This window comes from Streptomyces sp. ATCC 21386, from assembly GCF_018728545.1.
Lineage (GTDB): Bacteria > Actinomycetota > Actinomycetes > Streptomycetales > Streptomycetaceae > Streptomyces.
This window is the reverse complement of record NZ_JAAVVL010000001.1, coordinates 7,662,054-7,681,883: the sequence shown is the minus strand read 5'-3', so window position 1 is coordinate 7,681,883 and position 19,830 is coordinate 7,662,054. Positions and strand designations below refer to the sequence as shown.

16 protein-coding genes are annotated in these 19,830 nt (G+C 71.4%); 11 read left to right on the top strand and 5 right to left on the bottom strand.

Translation table 11 applies throughout. The annotated features are described in order from the left end of the window. Window positions 1-107 precede the first annotated feature (107 nt). From GWK25_RS32990 to GWK25_RS32970, 5 genes are all read left to right on the top strand, one after another. Window positions 108-1,112 carry an ABC transporter substrate-binding protein gene (locus GWK25_RS32990; protein ID WP_215455218.1) on the top strand — a complete coding sequence of 335 codons (1,005 nt, stop codon included), beginning with the start codon at window positions 108-110 and terminating at the stop codon, window positions 1,110-1,112. 98 nt (window positions 1,113-1,210) lie between these two features. Continuing rightward, window positions 1,211-2,749: a sugar ABC transporter ATP-binding protein gene (locus tag GWK25_RS32985; protein WP_215455217.1), complete on the top strand. Its 1,539-nt coding sequence runs from the start codon at window positions 1,211-1,213 to the stop codon at window positions 2,747-2,749. Further along, a complete protein-coding gene (locus GWK25_RS32980; protein WP_308010690.1) occupies window positions 2,746-3,846 on the top strand; it encodes an ABC transporter permease in 1,101 nt (366 codons plus the stop codon). The genes GWK25_RS32985 and GWK25_RS32980 overlap by 4 nt, the downstream gene beginning before the upstream one ends. Next, window positions 3,843-4,874 carry a galactofuranose ABC transporter, permease protein YjfF gene (gene yjfF, locus GWK25_RS32975; protein ID WP_215455216.1) on the top strand — a complete coding sequence of 344 codons (1,032 nt, stop codon included), beginning with the start codon at window positions 3,843-3,845 and terminating at the stop codon, window positions 4,872-4,874. The genes GWK25_RS32980 and yjfF overlap by 4 nt, the downstream gene beginning before the upstream one ends. Before the next feature lie 195 nt (window positions 4,875-5,069). Beyond that, entirely contained in the window at window positions 5,070-5,795 is a 726-nt protein-coding gene (locus GWK25_RS32970) for a hypothetical protein (RefSeq protein ID WP_215455215.1), read from the top strand. A gap of 176 nt (window positions 5,796-5,971) precedes the next feature. Here the strand turns inward: GWK25_RS32970 and GWK25_RS32965 are convergent, their stop codons facing one another. After that, window positions 5,972-6,409, bottom strand: coding sequence for a MarR family winged helix-turn-helix transcriptional regulator (locus tag GWK25_RS32965; RefSeq protein WP_215455214.1), 438 nt, complete (start codon window positions 6,407-6,409; stop codon window positions 5,972-5,974). A 129-nt stretch (window positions 6,410-6,538) separates the two neighbouring features. Between GWK25_RS32965 and GWK25_RS32960 the strand changes: the two genes are divergently transcribed. Continuing rightward, window positions 6,539-7,561, top strand: coding sequence for an NADP-dependent oxidoreductase (locus GWK25_RS32960; protein WP_215455213.1), 1,023 nt, complete (start codon window positions 6,539-6,541; stop codon window positions 7,559-7,561). Between the two features lie 112 nt (window positions 7,562-7,673). On the opposite strand, the gene GWK25_RS32955 is transcribed toward GWK25_RS32960, so the two are convergent. Together GWK25_RS32955 and GWK25_RS32950 are read right to left on the bottom strand one after the other, a co-directional pair. Next, window positions 7,674-8,870: a serine hydrolase domain-containing protein gene (locus GWK25_RS32955; RefSeq protein WP_215455212.1), complete on the bottom strand. Its 1,197-nt coding sequence runs from the start codon at window positions 8,868-8,870 to the stop codon at window positions 7,674-7,676. A 26-nt stretch (window positions 8,871-8,896) separates the two neighbouring features. Beyond that, entirely contained in the window at window positions 8,897-11,452 is a 2,556-nt protein-coding gene (locus tag GWK25_RS32950) for a M14 family zinc carboxypeptidase (protein ID WP_215455211.1), read from the bottom strand. Between the two features lie 252 nt (window positions 11,453-11,704). Between GWK25_RS32950 and GWK25_RS32945 the strand changes: the two genes are divergently transcribed. The 4 genes from GWK25_RS32945 (at window position 11,705) to GWK25_RS32930 (ending at window position 15,148) form a co-directional block, all read left to right on the top strand. Further along, window positions 11,705-12,283, top strand: a complete 579-nt coding sequence (locus tag GWK25_RS32945) for a TetR/AcrR family transcriptional regulator (RefSeq protein WP_215455210.1) — start codon at window positions 11,705-11,707, stop codon at window positions 12,281-12,283. Window positions 12,284-12,373: 90 nt separating this feature from the next. Next, complete coding sequence (locus tag GWK25_RS32940) at window positions 12,374-13,543, top strand: GDSL-type esterase/lipase family protein (RefSeq protein ID WP_215455209.1); 1,170 nt, start codon at window positions 12,374-12,376, stop codon at window positions 13,541-13,543. 157 nt (window positions 13,544-13,700) lie between these two features. Beyond that, on the top strand, window positions 13,701-14,534 hold the full coding sequence (locus GWK25_RS32935; protein WP_215455208.1) for an EI24 domain-containing protein: 834 nt from the start codon (window positions 13,701-13,703) through the stop codon (window positions 14,532-14,534). Beyond that, complete coding sequence (locus GWK25_RS32930; protein WP_215455207.1) at window positions 14,531-15,148, top strand: LysE family transporter; 618 nt, start codon at window positions 14,531-14,533, stop codon at window positions 15,146-15,148. Before GWK25_RS32935 ends, GWK25_RS32930 begins: the two co-directional genes overlap by 4 nt. Here GWK25_RS32930 and GWK25_RS32925 read toward each other — a convergent pair. Together GWK25_RS32925 and GWK25_RS32920 are read right to left on the bottom strand one after the other, a co-directional pair. Next, complete coding sequence (locus tag GWK25_RS32925; RefSeq protein WP_215455206.1) at window positions 15,120-16,436, bottom strand: pyroglutamyl peptidase; 1,317 nt, start codon at window positions 16,434-16,436, stop codon at window positions 15,120-15,122. The genes GWK25_RS32930 and GWK25_RS32925 overlap by 29 nt on opposite strands. A gap of 155 nt (window positions 16,437-16,591) precedes the next feature. Beyond that, complete coding sequence (locus tag GWK25_RS32920; protein WP_215455205.1) at window positions 16,592-17,188, bottom strand: TetR/AcrR family transcriptional regulator; 597 nt, start codon at window positions 17,186-17,188, stop codon at window positions 16,592-16,594. A gap of 114 nt (window positions 17,189-17,302) precedes the next feature. On the opposite strand from GWK25_RS32920, the gene GWK25_RS32915 reads away from it, so the two are divergent. Next, entirely contained in the window at window positions 17,303-19,777 is a 2,475-nt protein-coding gene (locus GWK25_RS32915) for a glycoside hydrolase family 3 protein (RefSeq protein WP_215455204.1), read from the top strand. Window positions 19,778-19,830: the final 53 nt, after the last annotated feature.

The following is a 19,830-nucleotide window of genomic DNA, read 5'->3' as shown; positions in this document are numbered from 1 at the left end:
TCAGCATGGCCGACATTTCGAACAATGATCGACAGGTTGGACGCGGTGCGGCCGCCCCTGAGTACCAACGGTCCTTTCCCGGACCGGCCCTTCAAAGGAGAAGAAACATGCTCAACAGACGGAACTTCCTGACCGCGGCGATCGGCGTGGCGGCTGCGGGCACCCTGGCGGCCTGTGCCAAGGAGGACGAGGGCTCCGGCGGCAACTCCGGCGGCGGCGACAAGAAGATCACCCTCGGCTTCGCCCAGACCGGCTCCGAGAGCGGCTGGCGCACCGCCAACACCGAATCGGTGAAGGCGTCCGCGCCGGAGGCCGGTATCAACCTCAAGTTCTCCGACGCCCAGGGGAAGCCGGAGAACCAGATCTCCGCGGTCCGCAGCTACATCGCCCAGGGTGTCGACGTCATAGCCTTCTCGCCGATCGTCGTCAAGGGCTGGGACGCGGTGCTGAAGGAGGCCAAGGCCAAGAAGATCCCCGTGGTCCTCACCGACCGCTCCATCGAGACCTCCGACGAGTCCCTCTTTGTGACCCTCGTGGGCTCCGACTTCACGGACGAGGGCCGCCGCGCCGCCAAGATCCTTGAGAAGGTTCTGGAGAAGGCCGGCCACAAGGGCAAGGTGAAGATCGCCCAGCTGGAGGGCACCGCCGGTGCCGCCCCCGCGATCGAGCGCGCCAAGGGCTTCAAGGAGGTCATGGACGCCGAGCACAAGGGCGACTGGGAGATCGTCGCCAGCCAGACCGGCAACTTCACGCGGGACGGCGGCAAGCAGGTCATGGAGGCCTTCCTGCAGTCCAACCCGGACATCAACGTCCTCTACGCGCACAACGACGACATGGGTCTCGGCGCCATCCAGGCCATCGAGGCGGCCGGCAAGAAGCCCGGCAAGGACATTCTCATCGTCACGGTCGACGGTGTGAAGGACGGCTTCATCGCCATGTCCGAAGGCAAGATCAACGCGATCGTCGAGTGCAACCCGCTGCTCGGCCCCCAGCTGATGGATGTCGTGAAGAAGGTCGCCGCCGGCGAGAAGGTCGAGCGCTGGATCAAGACCAAGGAGAGCGACTTCATGCAGGACCAGGCCAAGGACGCGCTCCCCACCCGTAAGTACTGACCCTTCCGCACCGGCAGGGAGCCTCCAGGGGACCCGGGTTCGCCCAGGTCCCGGAGGCTCCCCGCGGGCCTGAACCCATGTCAAGAGGAGCGCTGCTCATGGCAGAGCCGCGGCCCGTCCTGGAGATGACGGGCATTGTCAAAGAGTTTCCGGGGGTACGGGCTCTGTCGGGCGTCGACTTCCGGCTCTTCCCCGGCGAGATCCACGCCCTCATGGGCGAGAACGGGGCCGGGAAGTCCACCCTCATCAAGGTGCTGACCGGGGTCCACCCCCTCGACGGCGGGACCATCACCCTCGACGGCAAGGCCGTGCGGATCGGCAGCCCGCTGGAGGCCCAGCACGCCGGCATCAGCACGGTCTACCAGGAGGTCAACCTCTGCCCCAACCTCTCGGTGGCGGAGAACATCTTCATCGGCCGTGAACCCACCCGCGCGGGCCGCATCCAGTGGAAGCAGATACGCAAGCAGGCCGCGGAGATGGTCGACCGGCTCGGCCTCGACATCGACGTGACGGCACCGCTGTCCTCGTACCCGCTGGCCGTGCAGCAACTGGTCGCGATCGTACGGTCGGTGGGCCACGGCGACAGCGACGGCCAGGGCTCCGGCACCAAGGTGCTCGTCCTGGACGAGCCCACCTCCAGCCTCGACCGCGACGAGGTCCTCGAACTGTTCCGCCTGATGCGGCGGCTGCGGGACGAGGGCGTCGCGATCCTCTTCGTGTCGCACTTCCTCGACCAGATCTACGAGATCTGCGACCGGATGACGGTGCTGCGCAACGGCACCCTGGTCGGCGAGCACATGGTGGCCGACCTCGACCAGGTCGGGCTGATCGAGCTGATGATCGGCAAGGCCCTGGACCAGCTGGAGGAGCTCCACGAGCACCAGCTGCGCTCCGACGTCGGCGAGACGCTCGTCAAGGCCGAGGGCCTCGGCCGCACCGGCGGTATCGCCCCCTTCGACCTGGAGATCAAGAAGGGCGAGGTGCTCGGCCTCGCCGGACTGCTCGGCTCGGGCCGCACCGAACTGGCCCGGCTGCTGTTCGGCGCCGACCAGCCCGACAGCGGCAAGGTGACCGTCGCCGGCAAGCAGATCTCGATGAGCGCCCCCAACGACGCCATCGACGCCGGTGTCGCGTTCTGCTCGGAGAACCGCAAGACCGAGGGTCTCGTCCCCGACCTCACGGTGCGCGAGAACATCATCCTCGCCCTCCAGGCATCCCGCGGCTGGACCCGGCCCATCCCGGCCTCCCAGCGCGACGAACTCGTCGCCAAGTACATCAAGGCCCTCGACATCCGCCCCGCCAACCCCGAGGCCCGCGTCGGCCAGCTGAGCGGCGGCAACCAGCAGAAGGTGCTGCTCGCACGCTGGCTGATCACCCAGCCGAAGCTGCTGATCCTCGACGAGCCGACGCGCGGCATCGACGTCGGCGCCAAGGCGGAGATCCAGAAGCTCGTGGTCTCGCTCTCCGAGGACGGCATGTCCGTGCTGTACATCGCCGCCGAACTGGAGGAGGTGCTCCGGCTCAGCCACACCATCGGGGTGCTGCGCGACCGCAAGCTCGTGGCACAACTGACCAACGGGCCGGAGATCACCACCAGCAAGATCCTGGAGACCATCGCGAGCGGAGAGCACCAGTGAGTACCCCGGCAGTGACCACCCCCTCCCGCTGGCGAGCACTGACGCACCACCACCTGTTCTGGCCGGTCGCGGTCCTGATCGCCCTGCTGCTCGTCAACGTCCCCTTCACACCCGACTTCTTCGCGATCAGGATGACCGACGGCCACCTCTACGGCAGCCTCGTCTCGATCGTGCTGTTCGCCTCGCCGCTGATCCTGGTGGCGGTCGGCATGACCCTGGTCATCGCCACCGGCGGCATCGACCTCTCCGTCGGCGCCGTGGTCGCCATCACCGCCGCCCTGAGCTGTTCGTACATCAGCGACCAGGCCGACCAGAACGCGCTGGCGGGGGTCTTCCTCGCCATGGGCATCGGCCTGGTGGCGGCCGTGGTCTGCGGCCTGTGGAACGGCTTCCTGGTCGCCCGGATGGGCATCCAGCCCATCATCGCGACCCTCATCATCATGGTCGCCGGACGCGGTATCGCCCAGCTGATCACCGACGGCCAGATCATCACCATCAACAGCGAGCCGTACAAGCTGATCGGCGGCGGCTACTGGCTGACCCTGCCCTTCTCCATCTTCGTCGTCGCCGCCGTCGTGGCCGTCACCGTGGCCCTGACCCGCCGTACGGCGCTCGGCCTGCTCGTCGAGTCGGTCGGCGGCAACGCCGAGGCCAGCCGTCTGGTCGGCATCCGCTCCCGGCGCATCAAGATCATGGTGTACATGTTCTGCGCCCTGTGCGCGGGCATCGCCGGCCTGATGATCAGCTCCAACACCTCGGCCGCGGACGGCAACAACGCCGGTCTGTGGATCGAGCTGGACGCGATCCTCGCGGTCGTCATCGGCGGCACCTCGCTGCTGGGCGGCCGGTTCTCCATCGGCGGCACCGTCGTCGGCGCCCTCGTCATCCAGACCCTGACCACCACGATCTACACCATCGGCATGCCCACCCAGACCAACCTGGTCTTCAAGGCCGCCGTCGTCATCGTCGTCTGCCTGCTGCAGTCCCCGAAGTTCCGGGCCAAGGTCTTCGGCGCCAAGGGACGCGGACCGGCCGCCACCCCGGCCCCGGCCACTCCCGCCGCCGACGCCGCCCCGAAGATGGAGGTGTCGCGATGAGCGCGACCACCAAGACCCCCACGGTGCCGGAAGGCCGTACCGCCTCCCAGGCGTCCCTGGTCACCCGCCTGCTCGGCGACCGGCGGCTGCCGGTCCTGGTCACGGCCGCCCTGTTCCTGGCGATGTACATCACCGGTCTGAGCCGCTACCAGAACTACGGGTTCGGCGAACCGCAGGTGTTCCTCAACCTGTTCATCGACAACGGCTATCTGCTGGTCGCCGCCGTCGGTGCCACCTTCGTCATCATGTCCGGCGGCATCGACCTGTCCGTGGGCTCGGTGATCGGCTTCACCACCATGTTCACGGCCTGGATGGTGGAGCGTCAGGGACTGCCGCTGTTGCTGGTCATCCCGCTCGCCCTCGGGGTGGGCGCTTTCGGCGGCTTCCTCATGGGCTATGTGATCCACAACTTCGAGATCCAGCCGTTCATCGTGACCCTCGCCGGTCTCTTCCTCTTCCGAGGCCTCTGCCTGGTCATCAACAAGGAGTCCATCTCCATCAGCGACTCCACCGTGAGCAGTTTGGCCCAGACCCGGGTGCCGCTCGGACTGGGCGAGCTGTCCATAGGCGCCGTCGTCTCCCTGGTTGTCATCGCCGCCGCCTTCTACATACTCCACTACACGCGCTTCGGCCGCCGGGTGTACGCCGTCGGTGGCAACGAGCAGTCGACGCTGCTGATGGGGCTTCCGCTGGGCGGCACGAAGATCGCCGTGTACACGGTGAGCGGCTTCTGCTCGGCGCTGGCCGGCCTGCTGTTCATGCTGTACATCCAGTCCGGTGACCCGCTGCACGCCATCGGCATGGAACTCGACGCGATCGCCGCGGTCGTCATCGGCGGCACGCTGCTGACGGGCGGCTCCGGTTACGTCCTGGGCACCCTGTTCGGCGTCCTCGTACTGGGCCTGATCAAGACCATCATCCAGTTCGAAGGCACGCTCAGCTCCTGGTGGACGAAGATCGCCACGGGTGTGCTGCTGGGCGCGTTCATCCTGATCCAGCGGGCGATGACGGCCCGGAAACAGACCTGAACCGAGCAGTTCCCGGCCCCTCGGCCCTGTGGTCCGTCGCACCCGGCGTGCGGCGGACCACTCGGCGTGCGCCGGCATCGGGGCGAATGGTGGGGCTCGACCTCAACTGGGCAAACCGGAAAGACAAGTTCCGCACACAACCTTCACAGGAGACCCTAGGAACGCCCCCCGTGCGGAATCTAGTCTTCCCGCGTCATGGACTACTGCCACCCGTGCCGACGGCACCTCAACGGCGCCCTCGCCTGCCCGGGCTGCGGCACCCCCGTCGAAGAGCTCCCCGCGTACGCGGACGACGCCGACGCACACGCCGAGGAAGTTGAGGAGACCTCCCCGGCGCCCGAGGGCGAGCCCGGCCCCCGCGCCTCGCGCCGCCGGGCCGGCCGGGAGCGCGCCTCGGGGACACGCTCCAACCGCCGCGACCGCAAGGCCGCCGCCCACCGGCGCCGCCGCAAGCGCGTCCTGCTGATCGGCTCCGGGCTGCTGCTGGCCGTCGGGGCGCTGAGCCTGGCGGAGCTGGGTATCGAGTCCCCCGGCTCCGGTACGACGACCAACGCGGCCGACGACGAGTCCGCGGGCGGTTCCTCGGCCTCTCCCGACGGCGGGTCGGCCGAGCGGGACGGCACGGCCGACGGCTCGGGCGAGGACGCCTCCCCGTCCGCCTCGCCCTCCAAGTCGGCCTCCCCGTCCGCCTCTGAGTCGGAGAAGGACGACAAGGACGAGGACGAGGCCGAGCAGGAGAAGGACCGCGAGGGCCAGTCCGCGAATGGGGGCTCCCGCCCCGCCCCGTCCCCCACCGGCCCGGCCGCCACGGCCGGCCCCGACCCGACGACGAAACCCACCGCCGACCCCACCCCCGACGACCCGGCCCCCGAGCCGTCGCCCTCGGAGACGTGCGAGAAGTTCCTGTGGTGGTGCGCCTGACGCCGAGCGTGCCCGCACGACCGGGAACGACCGACGGCCGGCTGACGGTGATCGGCTGAGCGACCGTCAGTCGGTCGGCGCGGTGTCGGTGACGCATCGACCGTACGTTCGACAGTGCCCCGGCTTCGCGCTCGTCGCGCAGCGGGAACCGGAACCGTACGCCTACGCCCGCGCGTTCACGCCTCCAGCATCCGCCGCAACAGCTCCCGCAGCGTCTCCCGCTCGGTCGCGCTCAGGCCCGCCAGTGGCTCGCGGGCGAAGTCCAGGGAGTTCCGGAGGCTGCCGGCCACCCGGCGGCCCTCGGCGGTGGCGGCCGCCAGTTTCACCCGGCGGTCATGGGGGTCGGGGCGGCGCTCCACCAGGCCCCGCGTCTCCAGGCGGTCCACGATGCCGGTCACGTTCGACGGCTCGCAGCGAAGTTTCTGGGCGAGGCGACGCATGGGCAGCGGCTCCAGGGAAAGCAGGCCGAGGAGACGGGCCTGGGCGCCGGTGAGGCTGTGTTCGGCGGCGGCGTCCTCGTACTCCTCGTGGTAGCGGGCCACCACCGCGCCGATGAGCTCGACGACCTCCATGGTCAACGGGTCGATGCGGGGGGTCGTCCTCTGCGTGGGCATGACGCCGAGGGTACCCCTTTACTTGACAACATGAAATATCCAGGAGCATGGTTGTTTCAGATGCTGAAGTAACCGCACGGTATGTACGCACCACGGCATGCCCCTCGCAGCGCAGAAAGGCCGACCCCCATGTCCGACACCCCCGCCCTCCCCGCCACCAGCCGTGAATGGCACCTGCTGAGCCGCCCCGTCGGCTGGCCCAAGGACGAGGACTTCGCCCTGGTCGAGGCGGAGATCCGGCAGCCCGGCGCGGGTGAGGTCCTCGTGCGGAACAAGTACCTCTCCGTGGACCCGTACATGCGTGGCCGCATGAGCGACGCGAAGTCCTACGTCGCCCCGTTCGAGCTGGGCAAGGTCATGCAGGGCGGTGCGGTCGGCGAGGTCGTCGCCTCGGCGGCCGACGGCATCGCCGTGGGCGACCACGTGCTGCACTTCGGCGGCTGGCGCGAGTACGCCACCTTCGACGCCAAGCAGGCCGTGAAGGTCGACCCGGACGCCGCGCCGCTCTCCACCTACCTCGGCGTCCTCGGCATGACCGGCCTCACCGCCTACGCGGGTCTGCTGCGGGTCGGCGCCTTCAAGGAGGGCGACGCCGTCTTCGTCTCCGGTGCCGCCGGTGCCGTCGGCAGCCAGGTCGGCCAGATCGCCAAGCTCAAGGGCGCCTCGCGCGTCATCGGCTCGGCCGGCTCCGACGACAAGGTCAAGCTCCTCGTCGAGGAGTACGGCTTCGACGCCGCCTTCAACTACAAGAACGGCCCGGTGTGGGAGCAGCTCAAGGAGGCGGCCCCCGACGGCATCGACGTGTACTTCGACAACGTCGGCGGCGAGCACCTGGAGGCCGCGATCGGCGCGCTCAACCTGCGCGGCCGGGCCGTGATCTGCGGCATGATCTCCCAGTACAACTCGACGGAGCCGACCCCCGGCCCGCGCAACATGGTCAAGATCCTGCAGAACCGTCTCCGCGTCGAGGGCGTCCTCGTCGGCGACCACTACGACCTCCAGTCGCAGTTCGTCCAGGAAGTCGGCCCCTGGGTCGCCTCGGGCGAGCTCAAGTACCGCGAGACGGTCGTCGAGGGCATCGAGAACAACCTGGAGGCCTTCCTCGGCGTCCTGCGCGGCGACAACACGGGCAAGATGATCGTCAAGCTCTGAGGTCCCGCCCCGTGACGGTCGCCCGTCCACGGTCGTTGCACAGCGCGGAGTCCGCACCCCTGGACGTGGGGTGCGGACTCCGTCGTGTGCGGCCCCGCCGGTTCGGGCGGGATCAGAGCGCCAGGGCCGCCGTGTGCACCGCCCGTACCAGTCCCGCGTTCTCCGGCGCCGCCCCGCCCGGGAAGGCCATGCGGCGGCGGGTGTAGCCGTAGGCGAGACCGCTGCGGGGATCGGCGAAGGCCTGGGAGCCGCCGGCCCCGCTGTGGCCGAAGGTGCCCGCGCCGAGGAACGGGTGGACCAGCTCGGCGGTGGCCTGGAAGCCGAGCCCGAACGCCTTCGGGGCGCGGGCGACGAGGTCGTGGCCGAAGGAGTGGACCTGGCCGATCTCGGCGACCGTGTCGGGCTTCAGCAGCGGCGGCCGGCCGTCCACCGGGCTGATGGCCGCCGCGTACATCCCGGCGAGCCCCCGAGCCGAGCCGACACCGCCCGCCGACGACTGCCCGCTCGCCCGCACGATCCGCGCGTTCGGGAAGTCCGTCAGCTCACCCGGCTCCGGCACCTGGTTGTTGAACGCGATCGACGCCAGCGTGTGCGGGCCCTGCGGCACAGCGTCCAGCTCGGCCTGCTGCGCGGGCGTCGGCGTCATCGGCAGGACGGTCCGGAAGCGGGGCTCGTGCTCGGCCGGCAGCCCCAGGAAGAGATCGAGCCCGTAGGGGGCACGGACCCGCTCCTCGTACACCTCCTGGAGCGTACGGCCAGTCGCCCGCCGTACGACCTCGCCGGTGAGCGCCCCGATGACCAGCGCGTGGTAGCCGAAGGCGGCTCCGGGGCGCCAGTACGGGCGCTGCCCGGCGAGGCGCTCGGCGACGACACGGTCGTCCGCCAGCTCCTCCAGGGTGAACCCGGCATCGGTGCCGACGAGCCCCGCCCGGTGCGAGATCAGCTCCCGCAGGGTCACCGCCCCCTTGCCCTCGGCCGCGAACTCCGGCCAGTAGTGGGCGACTTCGCGGTCCAGCTCCAGCACCCCGTCCTGGACGAGGAGCGCGACGACCAGATGGGCGGCGCCCTTGGTGGAGGAGAACACCCCGTGCAGCGTGTCGCCGCCCGTCGTCGCCTCCTCCGCGGGACCCGCCCACAGGTCGACGACCCGCCGCCCATGCACGTACGCGGTCAACTGGCCCTCATAGTCGCCCCGTTCACCGGCCACGAACGCGGCGAACTCCTCGCGCACCGCCTCGAAGCCGTCGGCGACCGTGCCGTGGACCGCTGCCGTGCCGTGGACGGCCGCCGTCCGGGTTCCCTCGGTCATGCACGCTCCCGTTTCCTTGACGCCCGCTACTTGCTCATCGTCAGCAACGCCCGGCCCACCTGCGGGAATTCCCCCTTCGGGTGGGCGCGGAACAGTGGTTCGGTACCGAACAGGACCGCGTGCGGCCCGCTGACCACGGACGCCCGGCCCGCCGCTGCCGCCGGGCCGCCGGAGCCGTCCTCCGACGGCCGCCAGTGCCCGGACACCAGCGGGTTCCCGCCGCCGTACGACTGCTCGACGCGCACCCCGTCGCCCAGCCCGGTGAACCACACGGGGGCGTAGACGAAGCTGTGGTCCGGGGCGCCGCCGGTCACCGCGCCGCCCGTGTTCACCACGCGCACCACGCCGTTGGCGTCCCCGTTGCCCTGGACCGCCGTGGCCTTCAGCCGCCCGGTGGCCGTGGCGAGCGCCGCGCCGGCCGCGCCCCGGCCGACCAGCCCGTGCCCGGAGAGGAAGCCGGTGAGGCCCGCACGGGCGGACTCGTTCAGAGCGCCGTACGACAGCCCCGACGACACGAACAGCACGTCGGCCCGGGACCAGTCGAAGCCCGCGTTGAGGACGGCCGTGGACACCGGGACCACGTCGAAGTTCATCTCGCGCAGCGCGAACAACTCGCCCGCCGTGACGGCGGCGGCCACCCGGACCGGACGCAGGGGCGTGCCCTTCGACGCGCCCTTGGCCGCCTCGAAGACCACGTCGTGGGACCGGGCGAGCGCCTGGGCCTTCCGCCGCGCCGAGGACGGCACGAGCGCGCTGCCGTCGGCCGCCCGGCGTACCGGGACACCGTCCCGCAGAAGCGAGTTGAGGGCGGCGATCTCCTGCGGGGAGTCGAGCCGCAGGCGCAGGGCGCCGCGTGGTGCGACCTGACCGACGCGGGCGGCGGACGTCACGGGCCGGTCCGGCACGGCGGACGGCCGACCGCTGTGCGCCGCCACCACGGTGGCGCCCCACAGCCGTCCCAGGCTCCAGCCGGAGATGTCGTACATCGCCGAGACCTTGCCGCTGATGTCGGTGCCGTCGGCGAGCAGCACATTGGCCATGCCGCGCTTGGGCTGACGCAGGTCGACGACGTACGACCCCTTCGCGTACGACCGGCCGTCGAGCCGGAAGGCACGGGTCGCGCGGGTCACCCGGACGTCGTTGGCGAGCAGATGGTCGACGAGCCGGGCGGCGGCCGTGGCGGAGCGCTGCCCGCCGCCCGCGGGGACGACGTAGGCGCGCGGGAAGCGGGTCGTGTAGACGTCCTCGGGGCCGATGCCGGGCACGCCGGGGACGGTCTCCGCCGAGACCGGGACCTGGGCGGCGCCCGTCGCACCGCGCCGGAACACCTCGATCTGGTCGGCGACCAGCGAAGTCCGCCGCTCCCGTACGAAGTCGAGGGTCGCGCGCAGCGCCGCGCCCGCCACGTCGACGTTGATCGCGGACCTGCGGCGGAGTTCCTCGACCGGCAGCGACTCGTACGCCGCGTTGTTCACCTGGAGCGGGATCTCCACGGTGTGCGCGGCGACCGCGCCGTGGAAGGCCGCGTACTGCGGGGTGAAGATCGGCGGCCAGTCGTCCCACCCCTCCTCCGAGTCGCGGAACGGGATCTGGACCGGTTCGACGCCGTCCTTGGCGGGGGTGTGGCCGAGGCCGTTGACGGCGGACTCCATGCGGAGCGCGTTCGCGTAGGTGTTCTTCAGGAAGAGGTCGTACTCGTAGTTCTCGCCGTGCGGGGGAGTGGTCGGCTCGATGAGCGTGCCGTTGACGTACCCGTGCACGTCGAGCATGACGACGGGCTGCTTGTCGATCTGGATCCGGCGCATCGCCCGCACCTCGGGCTGCGACGCGGTGACGAAGTCCCGGTTCATGTCGAAGCCGACGGCGTTGGCGCGGGTGCCCGCGATCCGGCCGTCCGGGTTGGCGGTGATGTTGAAGTACAGCCGGGAGTGGGCCAGGAGGTCCTTCGTCCCGGCGTCGGTCGCGGTCGCCAGCCGCTCGATGAGCTTCAGGGACGCGTCGGTGCCCTCCCACTCGTTGCCGTGGATGTTGTTGTTGAAGAAGACGGGCGCCTTGTACGTCTTCCTGATCTCCGGGCTCCTGGCGGCCGACCGGGGCGCGGACTCGATGAGTTCACGCATCCGCGCCTGGGCGCGGGCCTGGCGCGCGGTCTCGGGGGCGGTCACGGTGACGAGGTAGAGCCGGTGGCCGCCGGCCGACCGGCCCGCGATCTCCACGCTCACCCGGTCGCCGAGCCGCTGGAGGGCGTTCAGCTTCGGGGCGATGGCGTGGTACGGGGTGAGCCCCAGCTTGAGGGACTTGTCGGAGGGGTTCTCCGGGTCGGGAGAGAGCACCTGCTCGCGGGGGTAACCGTGGCTGGAGCCTGCCGTGTCGGCTAGGTCGGCGACCGGTTGGGTCAGGGCCCGCAGGGTCGCGCTCGCCGGGGCCTGGGCGGCGCCCGGCGACAGGGCCGAGCCCTCGCGGACCGGCGGCTTGGGGTCGGCGCCCGCTGGATGCGGGGCGACGAGCAGGGATCCCGCGGTGACGGTGACGGCGGCGACGCTGAACAGTGCGGATCTCGGGCCGGGTCTCGGCGGACGCACGCAACCTCCTGGAGTGGGGTTCCTTCTGGAGCGGTTCCTACGACGTGCCGGTGCGGGTGACGACGAACGGCCGGCCACGGGCCGGTCGACCACAGGTGGTCTACATGTTCGACTCACGGGCAACAAGAGGGCACAGGCGACACGGGCACTCGGGAAACCTTCGTAACCTAGAAATCCTTCCTGCTTGCCTAAAATCTTTAGGCAAATGCATAATCGTCGCCGTCGAACGGATCGGAAGGACGGGGTCAGGGCATGGCACGCGCGGGGCTCAGCCCGGAACGTCTCGCCCTGGCGGGCGCCGAGTTGGCCGACGAGATCGGCTTCGACGAGGTGACCGTCTCGGAGTTGGCCCGCCGCTTCGACGTGAAGGTCGCGAGCCTGTACTCGCACGTACGCAACTCCCATGACCTCAAGACCCGGATCGCGCTCCTCGCCCTGGAGGAGATGGCGGACCGGGGCGCCACCGCGCTCGCCGGCCGCGCGGGGAAGGACGCGCTGGCGGCCCTGGGCGACGTGTACCGCGACTACGCCCGCGCGCACCCCGGCCGGTACGCGGCGGCACAACTCCGACTGGACCCCGAGGCGGCCGCGGCGAGCGCAGGCGGCCGCCACGCACAGATGACCAGGGCGATCCTGCGCGGCTACGACCTCACCGAGCCGGACCAGACCCACGCCGTCCGGCTCCTCGGCAGCGTCTTCCACGGCTACGTCAGCCTGGAGGCGGCCGGCGGCTTCAGCCACAGCGCCCCCGGCTCGCAGGAGAGCTGGGAACGCGTCCTGGACGCCCTCGACGCCCTGCTGCGCAACTGGCCACCCCCACGGCCCGATTGACCTCCGGGCGCCCCGCCTTCCCGACAGCGGTCGCCCCGCCGCAGACCACCGCCGAACCCACCCTCCCCCCGCCGATCGTCAGGTTGCGCCATGACCTCCCCCTGGATCACCACCCCCGTCACCGCCGACCTCCTGCGCGGCGCCCTGGAGCTCGAACGCACCGAACACGGCGTCCTGCCGCACCGGTTGCCCGCCCGGGCCCGCGCCCAGTGCGCCGATCCGCAGCTGGCCATGGTCGAGGCCCAGCCCTCCGGCGTACGCCTGGTCTTCCGCACCCGCGCCACCGCCGTCGAACTCGACGCCCTGCGCACCAAGCGGACCTACGTGGGCGCCCCACCCCGCCCGGACGGCCTGTACGACCTGGTCGTCGACGGCCGCCCCACGGCCCGGGGGAGTGTGCCGGACGGCAACACCCTGACCATCGACATGACCACCGGCGCGGAAGAACACCGGCCGGGCCGACCCGGCACGGTCGCCTTCTCCGGCCTCCCCGACGGCCTCAAGACGATCGAGATCTGGCTCCCGCACAACGAGACCACCGAACTCGTCGCCCTGCGTACCGACGCCCCCGTCGAGCCCGCCCCCGCCCCGGACCGCCGGGTCTGGCTGCACCACGGCAGCTCCATCAGCCACGGCTCCGACGCCGCGAGCCCCATCGGCATCTGGCCCGCCCACGCCGCCCGGCTGGCCGGAGTCGAACTCGTCAACCTGGGTTTCGGCGGCAGCGCCCTCCTCGACCCCTTCGTCGCCCGCGCCATCCGGGACACCCCGGCCGACCTGATCAGCGTCAAGATCGGCATCAACCTGGTCAACCACGACGTGATGCGGCTGCGCGCCTTCACCCCGGCCGTGCACGGCTTCCTCGACACGATCCGCGACGGCCACCCCACCACCCCGCTCCTCGTCGTCTCCCCGATCCTGTGCCCCATCCACGAGGACACCCCCGGACCCAGCGCCCCCGACCTCACCGGCCTCGCCGAGGGCCGCCTCCGCTTCCGCCCCATGGGTGACCCGGAGGACCTCACCCCCGGCAGGCTCACCCTCCGCGTCATCCGCGACGAACTCGCGGCGATCGTGGCCCACCGCACCCCGGAGGACCCCCACCTCCACTACCTCGACGGCCTCACCCTCTACGGCGAGCAGGACGCCACCGCGCTCCCGCTCCCGGACGACCTGCACCCGGACGCGGAGACCCACCACCTGATCGGAGAACGCTTCGCGGACCTGGCCTTCACGGCAAAGGGTGCATTCGCGCCCTGATGGGCCGCAGGCCCTCATAGGGGCGCGGGACTGCATCGATGTGCGGCTCCGCCGCGTGGGCGCGGGCAACCACACACAACCCGCAGTCGCCGACGCACCCCACCCCCGAGCTCTCCTGCTCTCCTGCGCAAACGAACCGAACGATAAAGTTCGCCCCATGCGCGATCTAGGGGTGGGTTTCCAGTACCTCGTCCAGGGCCAACGCTGGGTGGCCAGGCACGGGAAGCAGTACGGCTTCGGCCTGATCCCGGGCCTCATCACCCTGGTCCTCTACATAGCCGCCCTGGTGGCACTCGCCGTCTGGGGCCCCGACTTCGTCACCTGGGCCTCGCCCTTCGCCGACGACTGGTCCAGCCCCTGGCCGGGGCTCTTCCGCGGCTTTCTCACGGCCGTCCTGTTCGCCCTGGCCCTGGCCCTCGCGGTCATCACCTTCACCGCCGTGACCCTCCTCATCGGCCAGCCCTTCTACGAGAACCTCTCGGAGAAGGTCGACCGGGACGTCTCACCGGACGGCACCGCTCCGGAGTCCGGCCTGCCGCTCTGGCGCGAGCTGTGGATCTCGGCCCGGGACAGCCTCCGGGTCCTCCTGCGGGCGCTCGCCTGGGCGATCCTGCTCTTCGCCCTCGGCTTCGTCCCGTTCATCGGCCAGACGGTGGTCCCGGTGATCGGCTTCTTCGTCACCGGCTTCTTCCTCACCGAGGAGCTGACCGCCGTCGCCCTCCAGCGCCGAGGCGTCGAACTCCGCGACCGCTTCGCCCTGCTGCGCTCCCGCAAGACCCTCATCTGGGGCTTCGGCACCCCGCTGGGCCTGGCTTTCGTGGTGCCGTTCGTCGCCGTCTTCCTGATGCCGGGCGCGGTCGCGGGCGCCACCCTCATGGCCCGTGACCTGCTGGGCGAGGAGACGACCGACGAGGACGAGCGCAACCGTGTCCCCGCCGCCGGCCACCCCGCCACCCCGCCCGGGTTCCGCAAGCCGGAGGTCGGCGCGTGAACGAGATCCTCGCCGTCGCCGTCATCACCGTCCTCGCGGTCATCGCCCCCGGCGCCGACTTCGCCATGGTCATCCGCAACAGCTATCTCCACGGCCGCATGACCGGACTGCTCTCCGCGACCGGCGTCGCGGCCGGCGTTCTCGTGCACGTCACGTACACGATGCTCGGCGTGGGCCTGCTGATCGCCTCCTCCACCTTCCTGTTCACGGTGATCAAGCTGGTCGGCGCGGCGTACCTCGTCTACATCGGCGTCCGCACCTTCCGCACCCGCGACGAGGTCACCGTGGACCTGGCACAGCCGACCGCGGCCGTGACCCCGCTCGCCGCCCTGCGCTCCGGCTTCCTGACGAACGTCCTCAACCCCAAGACGACCCTCTTCGTCGTCTCGACGTTCGCCCAGGTCGTCAGCCCCGGCACACCGCTGGTCCAACAGGCGGGCTACGGCCTGTTCATGGCCCTCGCCCACCTGCTGTGGTTCGGCGTCGTCGCCGCGTTCTTCTCGCACGACCGGATGCGTGCCGTGATGCTGCGCGGCCAGAAGGTCCTGAACAAGGCCATCGGCTCCGTCCTGGCCGGTCTCGGCATCAGCCTCGCGTTCGCCCCGTCGCACTGACGGAAGCGTCGGCGACGGAAGCGTCCGCCGAGGTACCCGCCCCGGAATCCACCGAGGCGTCCAGGGCCACCCGCACGATCTCCCGCACCTGGGCGATGATGTCCAACCGGTTCCGTACGAAGTCGGGATCGGTCACCGTCCCGGTCGCCGGGTCGGTGTTGCCGGTCCCGAACTGCAGGACGGGCGTGTGCACATGCCCGCCCGGCAGCGAGGAGCCGAGGCCCAGCCGGTCGCGCAGGAGCGTCGCCCGGTAGGCGATCTCGTTGGAGAGGTAGTCGCCGCCGCCCCCGGCCCGCGCGGTCGAGCCCGGCGTCGGCCCGTTCGGGCGGACCACCGCCGCCGTGCCGCCGGCCGGTATCTCGGTCACGCTCGTGTTGTCGTAGACGGGGAAGCGCCCGGTCCGCGCGGCGACGATGTCCGCGTACGGCAGGGTCGTCGTCGTCCACTGGGGCTGCGTGGCGGGGTCGGTCACCGGGATGGTTCCGGTCACGCCGACGGTGTCGTTGTCGGCGAAGCCTCCGCGCCAGGCCCCGTTGGTCCGCTCGATGTCGAAACGGCCCACCCGGCCCTGGCTGACGGTCGCGAAGAGATCCACGCGTGGCAACCGGTCCCGCAGCGTGCGCTCCACCGTCCCGTCCGCGAAGTCCTGCCAGCGGACGGGGAAGACGGCCGTCTCGACGCGGGCGAGCCCCTCGGCGGTCCGGATCACCGTCCCGTCCAGGGCGAGCGCCGTCGCCCCGGACGGGTTGGAGATGCGGACGTCCCGGTCCAGGGTGAAGGGATCGAATCCGGTGACGAGAACCCGCTTCACCCCCTTGCCGCCGTGCGGAAAGCGCAGGGAGTCCTGCCCGCGCGAAGTCCTCTCCAACGTGTCCAGCAGCCGCGCCCTCTGACGGTCACTCAACTCGAACGACGGCTCCCAGCCGCGCACTTCCCGTGTCATGCCGAGCCGCGCCCAGTACAGCGGCCGGTCGTCGTCCCGGCTCAGATCGCCGCCCGCCGGCCCCCGCCCCTGGGCCCGCTCCACGGCCCGGGTCCACAGCCGTTCGCCCTGCCGCGCGACGATCCGCTCGGCCTGCCCGTACGACCGAGCCCCGTCCAGGGCCCGCGTGAACTCCGGTGCCACGGTGTCGAATCCGGACCGCCGCAGGATCTCCTGGGGCACTGCCCGGTCGAGCCGCAGCTCCTCGACGGTGGGGGCAGAGGCCGCGGAGACCGCTGCCGGCGTCGAGGGCGAGGCGGAGGCGGCGGTGGGGGCGCCCAGCCCGGCGAGCAGGGCTGCCAGCACTGTCGTCGCTCCGCGTGCACGCCGGTAAGTCGGTAGGGAAGTCAAGGGAGTTCGGGTCCTTCCGTCACTGTTCGGTGCCGTGGGGGTGTCGCTCCGGACGGCGGAAGTATCGCGTGACGGAAGGGGCGCACGCCATGCCCGGCGCGCCGGGCGCCTCAGCCGGCGTCCTCGCCCAGCAGCGCCAGGAAGTCCCGGAACGCCGCCGGCATGTCCACCGTGCCCGGGTCCAGCAGCCACTGGTACTGCAGGCCGTCCATCACGGCCACCAGCAGCGGCGCCGCACGCTCCGGGGTCAGGCCGCTCGGGAGGCGGTCGCCGTACTCGGCGCGCAGCACCTCGGCCATGGAGCCCCGCACCCGCCCGTACCGCTCGGTGAAGAACTCACGCGCGGGATGCCCCTCGGTGACGCTCTCGCCGAGCAGCGCGGAGAAGGTCTGCACGATCCCGGGCCGCATGGCGTTGTACTCGACCAGGGAGCCCAGCAGATCGAGGCGCAGCGGGCTGTCGGGCACGGCGTCCCACCGGTCCCGCTCCCGCAGGACGGCGACGAGCAGCGCCTCCTTGGTGGGGAAGTAGTGCAGCAGCCCCTGCTGGGTGAGCCCGACGCGTTCGGCGACCGCGGCCATGCTCGCGCCCCGGTAGCCGCGCTCGGCGATCACCTCCAGCGCCGCCAGCACGATCTCCGCGCGCCGCTCCTCACCCCTGACGCTCCTGGTTCCCCTGGTGCCGCTCATGCCGTCACCGTACGGCATCAGGACCCACCGGACCGGGCTGAATATAACGGCAAAATAACGGAACCTACCGATCTACAGGTGATGCGTGCACGATGGCGGGGACAGCACCGGTCTCGAAGAGGAGGCACCGCGATGGCGGCAACCCCGGGCACCCGCCCCACCCCGGCCGACGAGGCCCGCGAAGCGGCCGTGGAGAAGGCCCTCGCCAGGCTGGACCTGGACGCCAAGGCGAGGCTCCTCTCCGGCCAGGACATGTGGACACTGCCCGCGCTCCCCGAGATCGGCCTGCCCTCGCTGGTGATGTCCGACGGCCCCATCGGCGTCCGAGGAGTGCGCTGGACAGCCGACGACCCGTCCGTCGCGCTGCCCTCCCCGACCGCCCTGGCCGCCACCTGGGACCCCGAACTCGCACGCCGCGCCGGTGTGTTGCTGGCCCAGGAGGCCCGCCGCAAGGGCGTCCACGTCCTGCTCGCCCCCACGGTCAACCTGCACCGCTCACCGCTGGGCGGCCGCCACTTCGAGGCGTACAGCGAGGACCCGTACCTCACCGGCGAGATCGGCTCGGGCTATGTGACGGGCGTGCAGTCCGGCGGCGTCGGCACCACGGTCAAGCACTTCGTCGCCAACGACGCCGAGACCGACCGCTTCACGGTGGACAACCTGGTCTCCGCACGCGCCCTGCGCGAGCTGTACCTGGCCCCGTTCGAGGCGATCGTGGCGGGCGCCCGCCCCTGGGGCATCATGACCGCCTACAACCAGGTCAACGGCACCACCATGACCGAGCACCGCCACCTCGTGAACGAGGTCCTGCGCGGTGAGTGGGGCTTCGACGGCTTCAACGTCTCCGACTGGCTGGCCGCACGCTCGACGACCGACGCCCTCACCGGCGGCCTCGACGTCGCCATGCCCGGCCCGAGGACCGTCTACGGCGCGCCCCTGGCCGCCGCCGTCCGCGCCGGCGAGGCCACGGAGGCCGCACTCGACGAGGCGGTCCGCCGCGTCCTGCGCCTGGCCGCCCGCGTCGGCATCCTGGAAGGCGCCGACCCGGTGGTCACCGAACTCCCCGCCCCCGTCGACGGCGAGGCCCTCAGCCGCGAGATCGCCCGCCGCTCCTTCGTCCTCGTCCGCAACGACGCACCGGCCGGCCGGACGGACGCTCGGCCGGCCCTCCCCCTCGCGCCGGGCTCGACGGTCGCCCTCAGCGGTGCCGCGGCCCGTGACGCCCGCGTCCTCGGCGGCGGCTCGGCCACCGTCTTCCCCTCCCACGTCGTCTCCCCGCTCGACGGCCTCACCGCCGCCCTCCCCGAGGGTGCGCTGACCTACTCCGTGGGCGCGGACCCCAACGAGGAACTGGCCTTCGCCGACCAGGGGTTCACCCTGCGGGCCGTCTGCCGTGACGCCTCCGGCACGGTCATCGGCACCCGCTCCGTCCCCAACGGCCACATCCAGTGGACGGGTTCGGACCTCCCCGACGGCGTCACCCCCACCACCCTGCACACCGTCGAGGTCACCGGCACCTTCACCCCGCGCGAGACCGGCACGCAGACCTTCGGCGTCAAGGGCCTCGGCAGCTACACCCTCACCGTCGACGGCACCACCCACTACGACGGCGTCCGGACCACCGACACCGACGACCCCTTCGTGTCGTTCTTCGGCGCCCCCGTCCCCCTGGCCCGGGTCGACCTGACGGAGGGCGCCCCGGTGCGGGTCTCCCTCACCCACGTCGTGGAGCTCGCCCCCGACGCCCCCCTCACGATGCTCGCCTTCTCGCTCTGCCACCAGGGCCCGCGGCGCGACCCCGACGAGCTGATCGCCGAGGCCGCCCGGGCCGCCCGCGCCGCCGACACGGCCGTCGTCGTGGTCGCCACCACCGAGCGCGTCGAGTCCGAGGGCTTCGACCGCAAGGACCTCCGCCTGCCCGGCCGCCAGGACGACCTGGTCCGCGCGGTGGCCGCCGCCAACCCCGCCACGGTGGTGGTCGTCAACGCGGGCTCCCCGGTGGAACTCCCGTGGCGCGACGAGGTGGCCGCCGTCCTGCTCACCTGGTTCCCCGGCCAGGAGGGCGGCGCCGCCCTCGCCGACGTCCTCACCGGCACCCACGAGCCCGGCGGCCGCCTCCCCACCACCTGGGGCGACCTGTCCTCGGCCCCCGTCACCCAGGTCACCCCCACGTCCGGCGAACTCACCTACGACGAGGGCGTCTTCATCGGCTACCGGGCCTGGGACAAGGAGAACAGGACCCCCACGTACCCCTTCGGCCACGGCCTCGGCTACACCGACTGGACGTACGAGTCCCTCGACGTCAGCGGCACCACGGCGACGGTACGGGTACGCAACTCGGGCACCCGCGAGGGCCGGGAGACCATCCAGCTCTACCTGGCCCCCACGACCCCGGACGAGAACCGCCCGACCCGCTGGCTGGCGGGCTTCGCGACGGTGGAGGCGGCCCCGGGCGAGACGGCGGAAGCCGTCGTCCGCATCCCGCGCCGCGCCTTCGAGATCTGGGACGAGACGACCGACTCATGGACACATGTGAGGGGTTCGTACGAGCTGGCGGCAGGCCGCTCTCTGGCTGACCGCCGCGTCACGGCTCCGCTGGAGGCGTAGGGCGACCCCCTAGGGGCCCGGGGAACTGCGCGACCGGCCCCACCCACCCGCGC